We start from the raw sequence: 16,282 nt of genomic DNA, 5'->3' as shown, positions 1-16,282 counted from the left end.
CGGTTGTAAAGATACTGGATTATCGTGGATAGGGACTTACAAGTCTCTAAATGTGTTTTGGAAGCCGGAAAGTCAGAAGATTGACCATGCAGAAGGGAGGAGGTACCTCACTTCTGAGTGCCACGGCCGTTATGGCATCATCGCGCCGCAGGTGCCTGCCGGGATGTCATCCCAACGGCTGTAAGTCGCATTGCCGTCCGGTGCGACGATGGTGACTGTCGAGTACATGGATGCGTTGGCGTCGAAGCCGACCGTTGCGCTGCCGCTGCCGCTGACAGTAACGGTACCGGCGTACGGCAGGACGTTGTTCCCGTGGAGGCCGTCGCCGTCGAAGTAATCATCCTGGTTGGACTGGACGACGGGATCGGTTTTAAACGTGACCGAGCCGCCGAGGCAGGTTGTGCCGTAAGTACCGCTGATGGTGATGTTCTCTTCACTGCCGTTCGCATAAACTTCCATGACGAAGTTGTTGTAATATTCGCCCCCTGTTAGACTCTCTACACCGTTGGCATCGGTTTCATAGTGGGAGTAGAATCCGTCAGCCATTGTTTTGTAGTGGGAGTTGTCCTGGGCACCGGAGTCGGTCCATGTCTCGTTATAGACATTTCTTTCACCACCGCTGACTTTTCCACTGCTGTTGATGTCGACTCTTTTGTCGCTGCCGGAATAGTGCCAGGTGTCGCTCCAAGCCGGTACACCGGTTGCGTCGAAATAATCACCGTCCGCTTCCCAGGTCTCTTTGCCATTGTTTTTACGGGTATACGTCCGTGACGTCGTCGTCTCGTTGTTGTCGTAGCCGTAACTGCGATTATCACTCCAGGACCACGTCTCTTTGGACATGTTCGAGTCGATGTTATATGTTGCCGAGTTCGTGTAGGAGTATGTTCCGTTCTCGAAATAGCGATTAGCCGGTTCACCATTGATAGTAGCGCTGGAATTGTCGATACAGTGGTCGTACCTATACGTATATTTATAGGTTTCCGTCCAGCCGCCCTCTGCCGGGTAATCGTAACTACTTTCGTATGAGTTGGTACGTGTACCGCTGATCTGGCAATCATAAGTATATGAATAGCTGTTCTCACCGCTACCACTGCCGGCTGCCACTTTTGCCTGGATTGCTGTTTTGATGTCGGCTACAGCTGCCTTCATCGTGGATGCAGGCGCACTGGCGGCGGTAATGCCACCATTATAGAGCATGCTCAACGCACTCTCCACCGTTGCGAGATCAATGCTGGTCGCCGCTTTGATCTCGGATGGTGCCGATGGTCCGGAAGAGCTGCTGCCGCAGCCACCTATGATCAATGCCGCTGTTGCGACAGAAATACCTATCACGCTAACACGTTTCATAATATACCCCTTATACCAATGGTTGAGATACTATCAGTGTATGAATGAAAAGCTTAAACATTGCTTCAAGAAAATAGAAAGCGTTAAAAAATGCTATTGGATTATGCCGCTTTCTCTGAAGCTCATATACCCTATAATAGGAGTGTTTAAGGGGATGACCAATCGGCTGTATGCATAAGGATATCGGGATCGACCCGGAAGGAAAGGAATGCTTTTTTATAGCGTCGTACATAAAGTGATCGCTCCTGTCACAGCTGTTTTTCTGCTCACGGCATGCGGGAGCGGCTCGCATTCCGAGACGCCGACGCCGACAGAGACCATTACCGTAAGCATCGGAGGCAGTACGGCAGTCAGGGGGGCACTTTGCGGTGCGGATATAGAAGTGACGAAGCTGGACGGCAGCGCTCTTTTTCTTGCTAAAAGCTACACTTATGATCCGCAGCGCGACGGCACGGAGTACAACGCGACGGCGACAAAACTGCTGCCTTTCGGCGAAAGGATCGCCGGCCGTTTTTCGGCTACACGCACCTTCGCTGTATCGTCCCTGCCCTCGGAAGAAACGATGATGCTTCTGAAAGTAAGCGGAGGAAATGAGATCGACCCCGACGGCGACGGGTTTGTCGTCCCGGGAGAAATACGCAGCTTTGCCGGTCCCCTTTATGCCTACGCAACCTTCGGGGCTTTGCGCGACGGCAACGTGTCGGTCAACCTTTTCAGTTCTGCCGCTGCCGCCGTCGCGGCGGAACGCCACCTCTCCGTGCCCTCAACGGTCACAATGATCCTCGGGAAGGTTGCGCAGAAGCTGTTCAGTTCCGACCCGGCAGGGAGTATGATCGATGCTGCGACACTGACACGGTTTAACCCTGCCGTTATCGAGAACAACTGTTCTACACATTTCGGTTATCTGAACGACCCGGACAGTTACAAGGTGCTGGCGGAAGGCAATTATGGAACAGGGCTCTATGCGGGCAGTGAAGGGCTTTGGAAAAAAGACGGCGATCAGGAGGGGCTTATGGACGCCTTCGAACAGCTCGTCGGTACGGATCAGGGGTTGCCCGACAGCGACAGCGACGGAGTGAATGATTATGCCGAGGTGTGGAGCGGTACGGACCCCCTGAACGGCGAAAGCGTCGAAGGGGACCTGCTTTTTCCCTATCAGTGGTACCTGCTGAACACGGGGCAGACGGGTGGTGCGCAAAACGGGGGCATCGCTGGGGAAGACCTCGACATCGTCGGGCTGCCGACCACTTTTACCGGCAGCGGTGACGTGGTCGTCGGCATTGTCGATACCGGCGTCGAGTCCGGGCATCCTGATTTGACAAACAACCTTGACATAAGCCTGAGCTATCACTACGGCACCCACGCAAACGATCCTGTGCCTCTCGGCAGTGATATCGGATACCATGGGACCGCATGCGCGGGAATGATCGGCGCGCAGGGATATAACGGTTGGGGAGTGCGGGGTGTTGCCCCGATGACGCGTCTCGCAGGCTTCAATGTGCTGGCAACGGCGAGGGTCTCCGATTTCGCGGATGCGTTTTTACGAAACGGTGTCGCCATTTTTTCAAACAGCTGGGGACCGTTGACGTCGGCGGCATTAACAGACTGGGGGGCAGTGCTCGAAGACGCGTTGGAAGAGGGGGCGCTTAACGGACGGGGCGGGAAAGGAGCCATCTATGTCTTTGCCGCCGGCAATGATCGTACCGCGAGCCATGAAGGGTATGCCAATACCTCCAGTCTGCACAACAGTAAGTACGCTATTACAGTCTCTTCCGTGAATGCGGCAGGCAGACTTAGCTCTTACTCAAACACGGGCGCGAACGTCCTTGTCGCTGCGACGGGGGGCGAGTATGGGTTTAAAGACCCGGCCATCGTGACGACGGATCTGACGGGGCTTGGTATCGGCTATGATATAAAGTATGATAGCGAGGGGAATATTCTCGGCGATTCATGGCTCGAGGGGAACAATCCTGACGGTAACTACACTCGTTTTATGAACGGGACATCTTCGGCTTGCCCGGCGGTGGCCGGAGTTTGTGCGCTCATGCTTCAAGCCAATCCGGCATTGACACGGCGGGATGTTCGCTATATCCTTGCCAGGACGGCGCGTCAAAACGATGCGTCCGACGGCGGCTGGAACCTGAACGGGGCGGGATTGCCCGTCAATGGAAAATACGGCTTCGGCGTGGTGGATGCGGCTGCCGCGGTTGCCATGGCGGAAGGCTTCCCGTCGCTTGGGCCGGAACAGATCAGCGGGCAGTATACCGATGTAGCGAATGTTGATATTCCCGACGCGAACACTACGGGGATAGAACGCGCTATCTCCATCGCCGAAAAGATTTTGGTCGAACATGTCGATGTCTGGATTACGACAGACCATGACCGGATCGACGACCTCCGCATTATTCTGGTCTCGCCGGCGGGAACAGAAAGTGTCCTTGCAGTCGGCGGGGAAAACTACATCTTCGGTTCTGCACGTTATATGGACTGGCGTTTTTCGACCGAACAATGCCTGGACGAATCTTCAGCGGGAACATGGCGTCTGAAAGTGATAGACCTTAAGAGCGGTTACAGTGGTATGCTGCAGAACTGGCGTATCCAAATCAGCGGCCATAATTAGAGGGAGCAGCGATGAAGGTGCTATATCTTATAGGAAGTTTGATGGCGGCGGGGATGGTTTCGGCGGCCCCGATCGAGCATGCTCGTTATTTACAGGGCAGTCACGGAGCAAAGACGCTTTTTGTCAAAGCGACAACGCTGGGTTCGGCCGAGCAGGCGGCCTCGGAACAGGCACGGACCCAGAACAGGTTCGCTTCACATGCCGGGGAGGTCTATTATAAAACGGGAGTGAGGGAACCGGCCTTTCGTTACGTGACGACCGGGCGCATCGTTGTACGTTTCGTCTCGGGTGAGGAGACAGAACTGAAAGCGTTCGCGGCGGCAAACGGTCTGGAGTACAGCCGCAGTCTCGGCCGCGGTGGTCGCAGTGCCGTGTTTGTGAATAAAAGCGATCGAGACGATATCGCGCAGTCCAATGCACTGATGCGGCAACACGGCGTCGTCTCGGCGGAACCGGATTGGGTACTCCCGATCAAACTCTACTAGGCAAAGCGGGGCCGGGGAGGTTATAATTGTCAAAAACGAAGGAGCAGCGATGGGCGGATGGACCTGTTCGCATCAGCGCGGCGAGCTGTGCGATCTTTTGAAAAAAGCCTGCGATCCGGGTGACAAAGGGTGCGTGCTTTACGGCAAGGCCGTTTTTTCCAACCCGGAAAACCCCTCCAACGCTGCCGTCGAGCGGCGAGAAGAGATGCGTAAGCGCAAAGGCCTGCGTGACGAGATGGAGGATGCTAAGTTCTTCTAGCGCCTCCCCGGCACACGCTTACCCTTTTTTCTTGTAGTGGGAAAGGAAATAGTGGTAGGAGTGGGCCAGGGCCTTGTTGGTCAGGACGACAAAGGCTTTTGTTTCGTCCCATTTGGCTTCCGTTTTGTCCTTGAAGGCGGCGTAACGTTCCTGCATTTCAGCATACATCTTTTCCAACTCGTCAAGACGCTTGTCGAACTCGGCTTTGACCTCGGCACTGTAGTGGCTTGCCTTCTCTTTCAGTGCCTCGATCTCGGCACGGTAACCCTCGAGGGTTTTCTGACTCTCTTCGATGATCTCTTCGTCTTTTTTCTTAGCGGACATGATATCGCTCCTTTCAGTGGGTTATAACTATTGTACACTATTTCCGGCGCCATTGGTAGCTTTAATCCATTAAACGCATTATCCACAATGAGTGTGTACAATGCGGGTGATGCGAACATTGATACTATTCCTTTTTCTACCCCTCTTTCTCTTCGGTGCGGCAGCACCTAGCGACGCCGACCTCAAGGCGCAGATCGGCCGGATGCTCATTGTCGGTTTCGATGCCGAAACGCTCGACGCGTCGGACCCTTTCGTGCGGGAACTGCGGCAGTACAAACCGGGCGGCGTGATCCTCTTTGACCTCGGCTACCCGGACCTGAAGCGGACGAAGAACATCCGTTCACCCCGCCAGCTCGCGGCGCTGACGGCCCAGCTGCAGGCCTTTGCCACCGCCCCGCTGCTCGTCTCCGTGGACCAGGAGGGCGGCCGGGTCGCGCGCCTGAAACACGCCTATGGCTTTCCCGTCGTTCCGTCGGCAGAAGCGGTTGGAAAGCGGGACGACCCGGCGTACGCGCAGCAGGTGTACGCACAGCTGGCATCGACCCTTGCCAACGCCGGGATCAATACGGACTTCGCCCCCGACGTCGACCTGGCCGTCAATCCCGACAACACGGTGATCGTCGGGCTGAAACGCTCCTACGGCAAGTCGCCGGAGAAGGTGACGCGGTACGCCGGGATCATGCTCGACGCCCTGCGGGCGAAGAATGTCGTCGGGGTGCTGAAGCACTTCCCCGGCCACGGTTCCTCCCTGGGGGATTCCCACAAGGGTTTCGTGGACGTCAGCGAAACGTGGACGCCCGAAGAGCTCGAACCCTACCGCCGCCTGATCGGTGAGGGCAAAGCCGACATGATCATGACGGCCCACGTCTTCAACCGCCGGCTCGACCCCGACTACCCGGCGACGCTCTCGCACAAGATCAACACGGGGCTGCTACGCGGCGAGCTGGGCTTCAAGGGGGTCATCGTCAGCGACGACCTGCAGATGAAGGCGATCTCGGAACATTACAGTCTTGAAGAGACGGTGCGCCTCGCCATCAACGGCGGGGTGGACATGCTGCTCTTCGCGAACCAGCTCGGCAGCAATATGCTCGGCCGGATCGTCGAGACGATCTACGCCGAGGTGAAAGCGGGGCGGATCTCCCGCGAACGGATCGCCGAGTCGAACCGCCGTATCAACGCGCTTTACGACACCTACGGCATCGGCGCGCCGAAAATCGTCGACAAGCCCATCGCTTTCGGGCCGCAGCGCATCGCCCTGACGAAGCAGTACATTAAAGAGCACTACGGCATGGACGTGAGTGACATTACGATCGATCCGAAAGTGATCGTGCTGCACTGGACGGCCGATATGGGGCTGGAGTCCTCCTTTACGCGCCTGCAGCCGGAGCTGCTGCCCGGAAGCCGCGGCGACATCGCGACCGCAGGTGCGCTCAACGTCTCCTCGCAGTTCCTCGTCGACCGGGACGGCACGATCTACCGCCTGATGCCCGAGAACACGATGGCGCGCCACGTTATCGGGCTGAATTTTGAGAGCATCGGCATCGAGAACGTCGGCGGGGAGGACAACGCCAAAGAGGACCTCACCCCGGCGCAGCTGCGCGCGAACATTGCGCTGGTGCGCTACCTCGCCGGGAAGTACCCGCACATTGAGTACCTTATAGGCCACCATGAGTACCGCCAAATGGAAGCGACCCCGCTGTGGCGGGAGCTTGACAAGGGGTACCGCACGGAAAAAAGCGACCCGGGCGACGCCTTTATGCGTAAAGTGCGCAGCGCCGTCAGTGACCTGCACCTGAAAGCCCCGCCGGAAGCGCGCTGATGGGATTCTCCCCCCTCGACTGGACCGTCTTCGGCGGCTATTTTGCCATCCTCGCCTTCAGTTCGTGGCTTTTTTCCCGCGTGAACATCCGTTCATCGCGCGACTACTTCGTCGGCGGCAACAGCGTCCCGATGCTCGCCGCCGCCGCCTCCGTACTGGCGACCTCGCAGTCGGCGGCGACCTTTCTGGGCGGCCCGGAGTACGCCTATCGCAGCAACCTCACCTTTGTCGGTTTCTACGTCTCGGCACTGCTGGCCGTGCTCTTCATTGCCAAGGTGCTCGTGCCGCGCTTCTACGCCATCCGCGCCGTCACCGTCTACGAACTGCTGGAGCGGCGCTACGGCGCGACGGCCAAACGCGAAGCGGGCGTCATGTTCCTTGTCGGGCGGGTCCTCGCCAGCGGCGCGCGCCTCTACATCGGGGCGCTGGCCGTTTCGATGATCGTCTTCGCCGACATCGCGCCGCTGCACCTCTTTGCCGCCATCCTCATGCTCGTGCTGGGGGCGCTGGCCTATACCTACTTCGGCGGGGTGAAGTCGGTCATCTACAGCGACGTCATCCAGGCGGTGACCTACATCGGGGCGGGGGTGGCCGTGCTGATCTACCTCTACAGCACGCTGCAGACGGACTTCGGGACGATGTACGACGTTTTGAATGCCGAGGGGAAACTGACCCTCATCGACACGGCCGGGAACTTCGGCATCTGGAGCCTGCTGGGCGGCTGGCTGCTGCTCAACATCGCGGCCTACGGCCTGGACCAGGATATGACCCAGCGCGTGCTGGCCTGTAAAAACGGGCGAGACGGCTCCCGGGCGCTGGTCGTCTCCATCGTCATGACGATTCCCGTCGTGCTTCTTTTCCTCGCCATCGGGCTGCTGCTCTACCTCTTTTACAACCACCCGGAACTCTCCGGCATCGGCGGCGGCGCCGTGCAGGAGTTCGGCGGAGAGAAGATCACGATTTTCATGACCTACATTCTCAATGAAATGCCCGCCGGGTTACGCGGCTTCGTGACGGTGGGGGCGATCGCCGCCGCGCTCTCCTCGACAAACTCGGTGCTCGCGGCGATGGCCTCGGTGGCCGTGGAAGACATTTACCGCCCCTGGAAGACGGCGCGGGGCGTGACGGCAGAAAGCCACTACGTCGCCGCCGCCCGTGCGGCCGTACTGCTCTTCGCGCTCGTGCTGACAATGATGGCCGTCGTGAGCTACTACTGGCAGCGGGCCACGGACCTGCCTTTGGTGAGTTTCGCGCTGGGGGTCATGAGCTTCGCCTACGCCGGGCTGCTGGGCGTCTACGCCTCGGCACTCTTTACGAAACGCGGCAGTGCTCGGGCGGTACCGTGGGCCCTTGGCGGCGGTTTTGTCACGGTCCTTCTCTTGCAACCCTACTGTTTCGGAGGGGCATTTTCCCTGGCCGATCAGCTTGTCGGGGGGACGGCGGTGGCATTTGTGATTATGCAGTTGGGGACAGAGGAAAAAGCAGTCGGCTAGTCCAATGACAAATTAATTTTTTTCTATTGGGTCATTTTGCAACTCATCCTCAGGGTTGACGGGACGAGTTGAAAGTTTTCTTCATAGTAGACTGTTACGTCCGCTCAATACTGCTTGGCGAACACAACGCGGTAGCCCATTGATGGTTTCCAGCTCCAGTTGCGATTGGACAGATTATTGACGGCATCCATTTCCGCGGCACCGGTTGATAGACCGAAGCCCATGCCGTAGGTTCGGCTTGCGGCACCGGTATAGTCCTTGCCGTCCCATACGACCACGACCAATGCGCCGACCTCGTCTTCGTCATTGTGTTTACAGCTTGGGGTGCCGTTGTGTTCGGCGGCATATTTCTGGCGAGCCACTCTGTCGGTCTTGAGTGGCGTAGAGTGCTGATCATAGGCGTAGTAGTAGCCAAGGTCTGTCATGTTATTGCTGGCATTGCGGCTCACAGCGACACAGATCGCAGCACCTCCGGGAGCATCTCTGGAAGGTTTTGCCTCAGGGGCCGACTCTGCGGACGGTGTTGCAGCGGTCGCGTTTGGAGCCGTGCCCGTAGTCGTTTGCTTTAGCTGTGCGGTTTTGATCTTTGACTGAGCGATAGCGTCTTGGAAACTGAGACGATTCGATGTCAAGCCACCAAGGTAGACCTTTGAATCCGCGGTAGTGTCGAGCGAGTACGACGGCATCGTGACCGGGGCGATGGTCACCGCGCTCGGTGCACTCACGGCCGGTTTATGGTTGGCAAAATAAGCGGCATTGCGTGCCTTGACATCCGCGATTTGGGCCTTGACGGCGCGGCGACTCTCGAGTATGCTGCGCGTCATCGAACGGCGTTCCGCCTGTTTTGCCGCCAGATCGGCATTCAGTGAGGCATGAAGCTTGTCCATAAACTGTGCCATTGCCGCCTGTTTCTTGGCCTCTTCCAGCCGGTTGGCCCAATAGTAGATCTCTTTTTTGCGCTCAACGGCTTGATCGTAGTAGGTGTCGTCCAACTGTTTCATAGAGGCCCTAAGATCTGCTTTGAAGCTCGTGAGCGCCGTTACCAGTTGGGTCATACGTTGAGGATCCGGTTGGCATACGCTATTGTTGACATCCTTGTAGCGGTTGAGGACATTGAGACGTTGGTCGATGTCCGTTCTCATACTGACCAGATCGTCCCAGACGAACTCCTCGAAATCGGTGACCGGCGTGTGCTTGGGGTTTCTGTCGATATTTGAGATGGCCTTGCCCATGTCAGCCCAATCCATCTTGTAGTAGTGCTCGTATTTCGCGAGACGCTCCTCGATATCCGGGTCGAAGTGCAGGGCTTTTTCGGCGTTGCTGACCGCCGTGGCCATCTTGTCGCAGACCTGACGGTCCTGGTTTTGGTTGGCAAAGGCGATCATTTTTTCCGAAAAGGGGTCGTCACCCGTCTCTAGGGCGGCAAGTGTGGTGTCGGGATCAACAGTTGTGTTCACCATAAAGGCATCGATGTTCCAGCGGTAGAAGTTTTGTTTTGGGAACTGGCCGCCGGTCAGCAGGTAGCTGCTGCGGCGATTGATGTCCGACCACACGTTAACGACAAACTGGTTGGTGGAGATCTGCGTCATCACGGTCAGTGGGAACACCGGCGACGCGGGGTCACACTGGCCCGTGAGTACTACCATGCCATCCGTTTTTCCCATGCACTGACGGTTGACGGAGAGCTTGCCGTTCATGACGATCTCTTTCAATGAAGGCAGTGTCAGCACCGGCGGCTTTTGGTACGGCTGCAGGTAGGTTTTCCCGGTCATCGGGCTGGAGACGAACGCCGACTGCCCGTGTGAAATCCAGGCATGATCATACTTGTGAATCTTGGATTTATTGAAGTTGTCCCTCAGCGAGGTTGGGCTAAACGGCTTCAGGAGCAGGTTGTCAGGATTGATTTTTTTTTGCCGGAGCAGGTCGCCCAGCGAGTAGGTACGTGTGAACAGCGCACGGTCAGTGCTGGGAAAATTGGCAGCGACCTGCTCTGGATGCGGCAGCACGAATTCGTACTGGGGCAGACCGGAGACCTCGGTGTAGACCGGTTTTTGGTCATGGCTAGCCGGTCTTAGCTGGATTTTGCGGGAAGTTTGTTCGCTATTGGTAACGTAATGCCATACGTAGTTGCCACTGTTGAATTGATACCAATATTCCCAATAGCGGTTGATCTTGTACGGCATTCTAAGTACCTTGCCGTCCGTGTCCCGAACCTCGGGAATACCCTCGACAAACTCTACAATGGTGTCGCGGCTGCAAAACAGGCACTGCTTGAAGCTGTTCCAAGCAAACGATCCGTAGTAGGACTCCGCGACGCCGTCAATATCTACGAATACCTGGCGCCCGATGTAGGGAAGTGGATTATTCCCCTTATTTCTTGCGCGCATCATGTATCCGCTGAACTGTGATACGTTTCGTGTGGCTTTGTGGTAGTTGATGCCGGACCAGCCCATTGCAGGCAATTCATAGGGGTACCCGGGTTTGGTCAGCAGGATATCGTAGTCGCCCTTTCGGGCAACCAGCAGCAGGCCGTTACCGGCGCTCTTGTATTGCGAAAGATCGACATCCCCGAGTGGCCGGTACATCGGGTCCAGGTCGCCGGCTGTTTTTGGCGGTGCGGATTTTTGGGTGGGCTTGGCCCCGGCAGAAGCGGATGGGGATGGGCCAGTGGCACAGGAAGTCAGGGAGACGGCGACAAGTGCCGCGAGCGCGTATCGTATCTGAATGAGCATGATTTATTGATTGAAAGTGCAACTCTGATGTGTTGCGTAATGAATAAATGGAGCCTCTATTCTAATGGCCATAGCGAAACCTTTTTTGTTTAATAGCACTGACTATTTTTTTCCGGATACCTTAGCAGTGAATGATCATGTTTGTTATTAAACAAAAAAAATATATTAATATTTTTAAATTTTTGTGAATTACTCTGTCAGAAGCTTTTTCCTAATTCTGTTTGTCCGCAAGGGTCACTGCCGTTGTACTAAACGCTCCCAGGCTATCATAATTGCCACCGGCGGCATCCCGGCGACGAGGCCACTTGCGAGTTCGGGCAGGAGGGAAGGGAGGAAAGCCAGGCCGTACTGCTCTTTGCACTCGTGCTGACAATGATGGCCGTCGTGAGCTACTACTGGCAGCGTGCGACGGACCTGCCGCTGGTCAGTTTCGCGCTGGGGGTCATGAGCTTCGCCTATGCCGGCCTGCTGGGCGTCTACGCCTCGGCGCTCTTTACAAAACGCGGAAGCGCCCAGGCGGTGCCGTGGGCCCTGGGCGGCGGTTTTGTCACAGTGTTGCTTTTGCAGCCCTACTGCTTTGGTGGGGCGTTCTCTTTGGCCGATCAGCTTGTCGGGGGGACAGCGGTGGCGTTTGTTATGATGCAGTTGGGTGGAAAAACGAGCAACGTTTAAAATAAGCAATCAAAAAGCCGCCCGCGGGTTTTTGATTGGTCTCTTTTGGTTTGTTAGGCATCTTATTTGTTCACTATTTCATAGAGTACGATGGCTGGAATGCTAAATGGCAACGCTACGGAAAGCCACTTTCCAATTCCATATGTAATTTTCCTAAAATGTTCCGGATCAACTGGCTTTAATAATCGCTCACTGATGGGCCCGAGAAAGAAAAATACATTTGCCAACGCTATGGCAATTAAATATCCTACTCCTTGGAACAGTATTGTAAATGCCGTAACTTCCGCATCCGGTATTACTTTTGGGAAAGAGAATATTAGTAAAGCATAGGCCATGAATGCAGATAGACCAGCAAAGACTAACCAACGGTTGTAATCTCGTCGCTTTGATCGCCACCAGTTCCATGTTCCTATAGTGTTCATTTCATTTGCCTAACGGGGGCGCGGGTCACCGACGCCCTGCGGAAAATTTCAATTTTCTGGAGGGTGATCGGTGCATCCGCTTGTTATCTGGCGCTATGCGACAGATGACCAGCGGGTGTTCAGCCCGCGCCCCCGTTATCCGGTCGCGTAGCGAGCGGATAACTATTTATTCAACGAACATACTAGCATTTTAATCTTGTATAGCATTATTAATTAACATAAAAAATGTGTTTTCATTTTGAAAAAAATTACATTATTACCATGAAAATTGGGTGTAAAGCTGCCTGGAAAGAAAAATTTTCATATGTGTTTAATGACGAAAAACGCGTTAAATGAACGAAAATGAGATTGATTTGTCGAAAAAAGCAATAAAAACACATTTTGTGTTTTTATTTTGAAAGGCGCGATCATTCCCGGTGCGTTAAAAGCTTCGACGCCGAGACAACAGTGACAAGGAATAGCCCGGCAGCCAGGCCGCTTACGAGTTCGGGCAGGACGGAGGGCAGGAATGCGAGGGCGTGGTGTAGCCACTCTAAGTGGTGGACGAAGATGCCGCCGCCCACCAGCAGCATCGCCACGGTGCCGATGTAGCCCAGCGCCTTGATGAGTTTCGGCATGGCCTGCACCAGCAGGAGGCCGGAGCGTTTCAGGAGGACGGCCTTTGTGCCCGTGCTTGTCTGGCTGAAACCGACCAGGGCGAAGCCCATGTCATCCATGCGCACCATCAGCGCGACGATGCCGTAGACCCCCACGGTTGCCAGCAGCGCGATCAGGGTGACGACGAGGATCTGGGTTGTCAGCGCTTCCCCGGCGACGACGCCCAGGGCGATGACGATGATCTCGATAGAGAGGATGAAGTCGGTGCGGATGGCCGATGTGATCTTGGCGGCTTCATCTACGGCGCCTTTTTGCTCTTCCCCATGATGACCCGGCCGCAGGTATTCCAGTACTTTTTCCGCCCCCTCGTAGCTGAGGTAGGCCGCCCCGAGCATCAGGATGGGCACGATCGCCCAGGGGGCGAAGGCGCTGAGCAGGAAGGCGATGGGGAGGATGATCGCCTTGTTGCGGAAAGAGCCCTTGGTAATGGCCCAGAGCACGGGCAGTTCGCGCGAACTGGCGTGGCCGGAGGCCTGCTCGGCGTTGACGGCGAGGTCGTCGCCCAGGACGCCGCCCACTTTTTTGGCCGCGACCTTGCTCATGACGGCCGTGTCGTCGAGCAGCGCCGCGATATCGTCGAGAATGGCAAAGAAGCCTCCGGTCATGCAAATCTCCTATTGGATGATGGTCGTGCCCTGGATAAAGTTGCATATAGTACCATATCGGTAGGAATGAAAATGAGCTTTGATTCGAAACAGTGTTATATCGGTGTCATGTCGGGAACGAGCCTGGACGGGGTGGACGTCGTGCTCTGTCCCGTGGACGGGGAGGGCATCGAGCTGGCGGCGTCGCTTGCCTACCCCTTTGACGCGCAGCTGCGCGCGGACCTGCTCCGTGTCATCGGCGGCAGCACGACGCTGGAGGAGATAGGGGAGCTCGATCACCGGCTGGGCATCCTCTTCGCCGACGCCGTCCAGGCGCTCATCCGCGAGCACCACCTCGACACCGCCCGGATCGAGGCAATAGGCCTGCACGGCCAGACGCTCTGGCACCGCCCCACAGGCCCCAACCCCTTTACGATGCAGCTGGGGGACCCCACCATCGTCTGCGCCCGTACGGGCATCAGGACCGTCGCGGATTTCCGCCGGAAAGATATGGCGTTCGGGGGGCAGGGCGCGCCCTTTGCCCCGGCGTTTCACCGCTTCCTTTTCGAAAAGCTCGAAGGGCGCACCCTCGTCGTCAATATCGGCGGGATGGCCAACATCACCGTCATCGGCGACGAACTGCTGGGGTACGATACGGGGCCGGGAAACGTGCTGATGGACGGCTGGTGCGCGGAGAAGTTCGGCTGCGCCTACGATGAAAACGGCACCATCGCACAGCGGGGGGAAGTAGACGAAGGTGTGCTGGGCGCCATGCTCTCCGACTCCTATTTTGCGCGCCCGGCACCCAAAAGCACGGGGCGGGAGTATTTCAACGCCGCGTGGGCGGAGCGCTTTGTCAAAGAGGGGATGCGCAGCGACGCCTTCCTGGCGACCCTGACGGAGCTGACGGCGCGCAGCATTGCGCAGGAGGCCGTGAAATACGCCCCGTCGAGACTGCTGCTCTGCGGCGGCGGGGCGGAGAACGTCTACCTGCGGGGGCGGATCGCCTCGCTGCTGGAGGGCGTCGAGGTTGTCCGCACGGACGAATACGGGATTCCCGGCGAATGGATGGAGGCGATGGCCTTCGCCTGGCTGGCTCAAAAGCGCATGAATGAAGAGGCCGTCGAGCTCTCCAGCGTGACGGGCGCGTCGCAAAATACGATCCTCGGGGGGATATATGCATAAAGTAAAAGCGTGGCTGGCAAAGACGCCCTACCGCGACTGGGAGGTGGAAGTCGCCAGTGCCGACGCCAGTTTCCGGCGCTATTTCCGGCTGCGCCGGGGGAGGGAGAAGCTCATTGTCATGGACGCTTCGCTGGAGAAGGAGTCGCTTGCGCCTTTCCTCGATGTGACGGGGAGGCTGCTCGGCGTCGACGTCAAGGCGCCGCAGGTCTACCTGGAAGACAGGGCGGAGGGCTTCCTCGTCCTGGAGGATTTCGGCTCACGCTCCCTGCTCAATGTCCTGAACGAGGCGAACTTCGACTCCTACTACAGCAGCGCCATCGACGAGATCGTCAAGATGCAGGCGGCGGATGCGGAGGGGCTGCCGCTCTACGACAAGCCCTTTTTGCACTTTGAGATGGACCTGATGAAGACCTGGTTCCTGGAAAAATACCTCGGGATGACCCTCAGCGAAGAGGAGGAGCGGATGCTCGCGGAGGTGCTGGACACGATCTCGGAGACGGTGCTGTCGCAGCCGCAGGGCGTCTTCGTCCACCGCGATTTTCATTCGCGCAACATCATGGTGACACCCTCGGACGAAACGGGGGTCATCGACTACCAGGACGCCATGAAGGGGGCCGTGACCTACGACCTCGTCTCCCTGCTCAAGGACCTCTACATCCGTTTCGAGCCCGAAGAGATGGCGGCGCTGGCGCTGCGCTTCCGGGACAGGGCGGGCATCGTCGCCGACGACGCGACTTTTCTGAAGTGGTTCGACTTCATGGGACTGCAGCGCCACATCAAGGTGCTGGGCATCTTTGCGCGGCTCTGGCTGCGCGACGGCAAACCGGGCTACCTCGGCGACCTGCCGCTGACGCTGCGCTACACGATAGAAGCGGCCAACCGCTACGAAGAGACGAAGCCGCTCGCCGCACTGCTTGAGCGGGTGACACTGCCGCCGCTTCCGGCGAAGGGTGAAGCGCAATAGAAACCATACGTCTAAAAAAAGGAGAAAATGAATGGATACAGCGATGATTTTGGCGGCAGGCAAGGGCGAGCGGATGCGCCCGCTCACCGAGACGATCCCGAAGCCCCTGCTTGAAGTCCGGGGGAAACCGCTTATTGTGCATCACATCGAACGCCTCGCGGCGGCGGGCTTCAAACGGATCGTGATCAACATCGCCTACCTGGGCTATATGATCCCCGAAGCGCTGGGCGACGGGTCAAAGTGGGGGGTGGAGATTCTCTACTCTGACGAGCAGCACGAGGAGCCTCTGGGGGTGATAGGGGGCATCGTCAAGGCGCTGGGGATGCTGGGAGACGAGACGTTTCTCATCATCAGCGGTGACGTCTGGACGGACTTCCCCTTCGACACGTCGTTCGAACTGCCCGCATCACTGGGGCACCTGATCCTCGTGCCCAACCCTGAGCACAACCCCGAAGGCGACTTTGCCATCGAAGAGGGGCGCGCCGCTTGCGACGAGGATGAAGACAACTACACTTTTTCGGGCATCGGCTACTATGCGCCCAAGTTCTTCTGGGGACTTACTTACGGCAACAAGCCTCTAAAAATCACTTACTGTACGAAGATGGCAGGAAACCTCGTCTCGGCGGAACTCTACGAGGGAGAGTGGCGGGACATCGGGACGCCGGAGCGGCTGGCTGAACTGAACGAAGAGGGCTGAACGTCGCGATGAGGGAAGGTAG

At 57.2% G+C, this 16,282-nt stretch carries 14 protein-coding genes; 9 read left to right on the top strand and 5 right to left on the bottom strand.

Going from position 1 to position 16,282, the window contains the following annotated elements:
- Window positions 1-129 precede the first annotated feature (129 nt).
- A complete protein-coding gene (locus LOH54_RS09015; protein WP_231018571.1) occupies window positions 130-1,347 on the bottom strand; it encodes a hypothetical protein in 1,218 nt (405 codons plus the stop codon).
- Between the two features lie 208 nt (window positions 1,348-1,555).
- Here LOH54_RS09015 and LOH54_RS09010 point away from each other — a divergent pair, with 208 nt between their 5' ends.
- From LOH54_RS09010 to LOH54_RS09000, 3 genes are read left to right on the top strand one after another with little or no spacing between them, the layout of a single operon-like run.
- Window positions 1,556-3,967, top strand: coding sequence for a S8 family serine peptidase (locus LOH54_RS09010; RefSeq protein WP_231018570.1), 2,412 nt, complete (start codon window positions 1,556-1,558; stop codon window positions 3,965-3,967).
- Between the two features lie 41 nt (window positions 3,968-4,008).
- Window positions 4,009-4,452, top strand: a complete 444-nt coding sequence (locus tag LOH54_RS09005) for a hypothetical protein (RefSeq protein WP_231018569.1) — start codon at window positions 4,009-4,011, stop codon at window positions 4,450-4,452.
- 49 nt (window positions 4,453-4,501) lie between these two features.
- The gene (locus LOH54_RS09000; protein WP_231018568.1) at window positions 4,502-4,711 is read left to right on the top strand and encodes a hypothetical protein; all 210 of its coding nucleotides are present in this window, start codon (window positions 4,502-4,504) and stop codon (window positions 4,709-4,711) included.
- Between the two features lie 18 nt (window positions 4,712-4,729).
- Here the strand turns inward: LOH54_RS09000 and LOH54_RS08995 are convergent, their stop codons facing one another.
- Window positions 4,730-5,035, bottom strand: a complete 306-nt coding sequence (locus tag LOH54_RS08995) for a sll1863 family stress response protein (protein WP_231018567.1) — start codon at window positions 5,033-5,035, stop codon at window positions 4,730-4,732.
- A gap of 109 nt (window positions 5,036-5,144) precedes the next feature.
- On the opposite strand from LOH54_RS08995, the gene LOH54_RS08990 reads away from it, so the two are divergent.
- Both LOH54_RS08990 and LOH54_RS08985 read left to right on the top strand, forming a co-directional pair.
- Window positions 5,145-6,854 carry a glycoside hydrolase family 3 N-terminal domain-containing protein gene (locus LOH54_RS08990; RefSeq protein WP_231018566.1) on the top strand — a complete coding sequence of 570 codons (1,710 nt, stop codon included), beginning with the start codon at window positions 5,145-5,147 and terminating at the stop codon, window positions 6,852-6,854.
- The gene (locus LOH54_RS08985) at window positions 6,854-8,347 is read left to right on the top strand and encodes a sodium:solute symporter (RefSeq protein WP_231018565.1); all 1,494 of its coding nucleotides are present in this window, start codon (window positions 6,854-6,856) and stop codon (window positions 8,345-8,347) included. Before LOH54_RS08990 ends, LOH54_RS08985 begins: the two co-directional genes overlap by 1 nt.
- 104 nt (window positions 8,348-8,451) lie before the next feature.
- Here the strand turns inward: LOH54_RS08985 and LOH54_RS08980 are convergent, their stop codons facing one another.
- Window positions 8,452-11,079: a hypothetical protein gene (locus LOH54_RS08980; RefSeq protein ID WP_231018564.1), complete on the bottom strand. Its 2,628-nt coding sequence runs from the start codon at window positions 11,077-11,079 to the stop codon at window positions 8,452-8,454.
- 372 nt (window positions 11,080-11,451) lie between these two features.
- Here LOH54_RS08980 and LOH54_RS08975 point away from each other — a divergent pair, with 372 nt between their 5' ends.
- Entirely contained in the window at window positions 11,452-11,751 is a 300-nt protein-coding gene (locus tag LOH54_RS08975; RefSeq protein ID WP_231018563.1) for a hypothetical protein, read from the top strand.
- A gap of 62 nt (window positions 11,752-11,813) precedes the next feature.
- Here the strand turns inward: LOH54_RS08975 and LOH54_RS08970 are convergent, their stop codons facing one another.
- Together LOH54_RS08970 and LOH54_RS08965 are read right to left on the bottom strand one after the other, a co-directional pair.
- The gene (locus LOH54_RS08970) at window positions 11,814-12,173 is read right to left on the bottom strand and encodes a hypothetical protein (protein WP_231018562.1); all 360 of its coding nucleotides are present in this window, start codon (window positions 12,171-12,173) and stop codon (window positions 11,814-11,816) included.
- A gap of 407 nt (window positions 12,174-12,580) precedes the next feature.
- Window positions 12,581-13,435 carry a DUF808 domain-containing protein gene (locus LOH54_RS08965; RefSeq protein WP_231018561.1) on the bottom strand — a complete coding sequence of 285 codons (855 nt, stop codon included), beginning with the start codon at window positions 13,433-13,435 and terminating at the stop codon, window positions 12,581-12,583.
- 72 nt (window positions 13,436-13,507) lie between these two features.
- Between LOH54_RS08965 and LOH54_RS08960 the strand changes: the two genes are divergently transcribed.
- Genes LOH54_RS08960 through murU form a run of 3 tightly spaced genes read left to right on the top strand, consistent with a single transcriptional unit; the run spans window position 13,508 to window position 16,260 of the window.
- Window positions 13,508-14,599 (top strand): anhydro-N-acetylmuramic acid kinase, encoded by a 1,092-nt coding sequence (locus LOH54_RS08960; RefSeq protein ID WP_231018560.1) that lies wholly within the window; start codon window positions 13,508-13,510, stop codon window positions 14,597-14,599.
- Window positions 14,592-15,563 carry an aminoglycoside phosphotransferase family protein gene (locus LOH54_RS08955; RefSeq protein ID WP_231018559.1) on the top strand — a complete coding sequence of 324 codons (972 nt, stop codon included), beginning with the start codon at window positions 14,592-14,594 and terminating at the stop codon, window positions 15,561-15,563. The genes LOH54_RS08960 and LOH54_RS08955 overlap by 8 nt, the downstream gene beginning before the upstream one ends.
- Window positions 15,564-15,594: 31 nt before the next feature.
- Entirely contained in the window at window positions 15,595-16,260 is a 666-nt protein-coding gene (murU, locus tag LOH54_RS08950; RefSeq protein WP_231018558.1) for an N-acetylmuramate alpha-1-phosphate uridylyltransferase MurU, read from the top strand.
- Window positions 16,261-16,282: the final 22 nt, after the last annotated feature.

The organism is Sulfurimonas sp. HSL-3221, assembly GCF_021044585.1.
GTDB lineage: Bacteria > Campylobacterota > Campylobacteria > Campylobacterales > Sulfurimonadaceae > Thiomicrolovo > Thiomicrolovo sulfuroxydans.
This window is presented reverse-complemented; position numbering and strand designations above follow the sequence as displayed.

What these genes read in the sequence shown, in the direction of transcription:
- LOH54_RS09015 (WP_231018571.1), bottom strand. Translation starts at nt 1,347, where the DNA reads ATGAAACGTGTTAGCGTGATAGGTATTTCTGTCGCAACAGCGGCATTG.
- LOH54_RS09010 (WP_231018570.1), top strand. Translation starts at nt 1,556, where the DNA reads ATGCTTTTTTATAGCGTCGTACATAAAGTGATCGCTCCTGTCACAGCT.
- LOH54_RS09005 (WP_231018569.1), top strand. Translation starts at nt 4,009, where the DNA reads ATGGCGGCGGGGATGGTTTCGGCGGCCCCGATCGAGCATGCTCGTTAT.
- LOH54_RS09000 (WP_231018568.1), top strand. Translation starts at nt 4,502, where the DNA reads ATGGGCGGATGGACCTGTTCGCATCAGCGCGGCGAGCTGTGCGATCTT.
- LOH54_RS08995 (WP_231018567.1), bottom strand. Translation starts at nt 5,035, where the DNA reads ATGTCCGCTAAGAAAAAAGACGAAGAGATCATCGAAGAGAGTCAGAAA.
- LOH54_RS08990 (WP_231018566.1), top strand. Translation starts at nt 5,145, where the DNA reads ATGCGAACATTGATACTATTCCTTTTTCTACCCCTCTTTCTCTTCGGT.
- LOH54_RS08985 (WP_231018565.1), top strand. Translation starts at nt 6,854, where the DNA reads ATGGGATTCTCCCCCCTCGACTGGACCGTCTTCGGCGGCTATTTTGCC.
- LOH54_RS08980 (WP_231018564.1), bottom strand. Translation starts at nt 11,079, where the DNA reads ATGCTCATTCAGATACGATACGCGCTCGCGGCACTTGTCGCCGTCTCC.
- LOH54_RS08975 (WP_231018563.1), top strand. Translation starts at nt 11,452, where the DNA reads ATGATGGCCGTCGTGAGCTACTACTGGCAGCGTGCGACGGACCTGCCG.
- LOH54_RS08970 (WP_231018562.1), bottom strand. Translation starts at nt 12,173, where the DNA reads ATGAACACTATAGGAACATGGAACTGGTGGCGATCAAAGCGACGAGAT.
- LOH54_RS08965 (WP_231018561.1), bottom strand. Translation starts at nt 13,435, where the DNA reads ATGACCGGAGGCTTCTTTGCCATTCTCGACGATATCGCGGCGCTGCTC.
- LOH54_RS08960 (WP_231018560.1), top strand. Translation starts at nt 13,508, where the DNA reads ATGAGCTTTGATTCGAAACAGTGTTATATCGGTGTCATGTCGGGAACG.
- LOH54_RS08955 (WP_231018559.1), top strand. Translation starts at nt 14,592, where the DNA reads ATGCATAAAGTAAAAGCGTGGCTGGCAAAGACGCCCTACCGCGACTGG.
- murU (WP_231018558.1), top strand. Translation starts at nt 15,595, where the DNA reads ATGGATACAGCGATGATTTTGGCGGCAGGCAAGGGCGAGCGGATGCGC.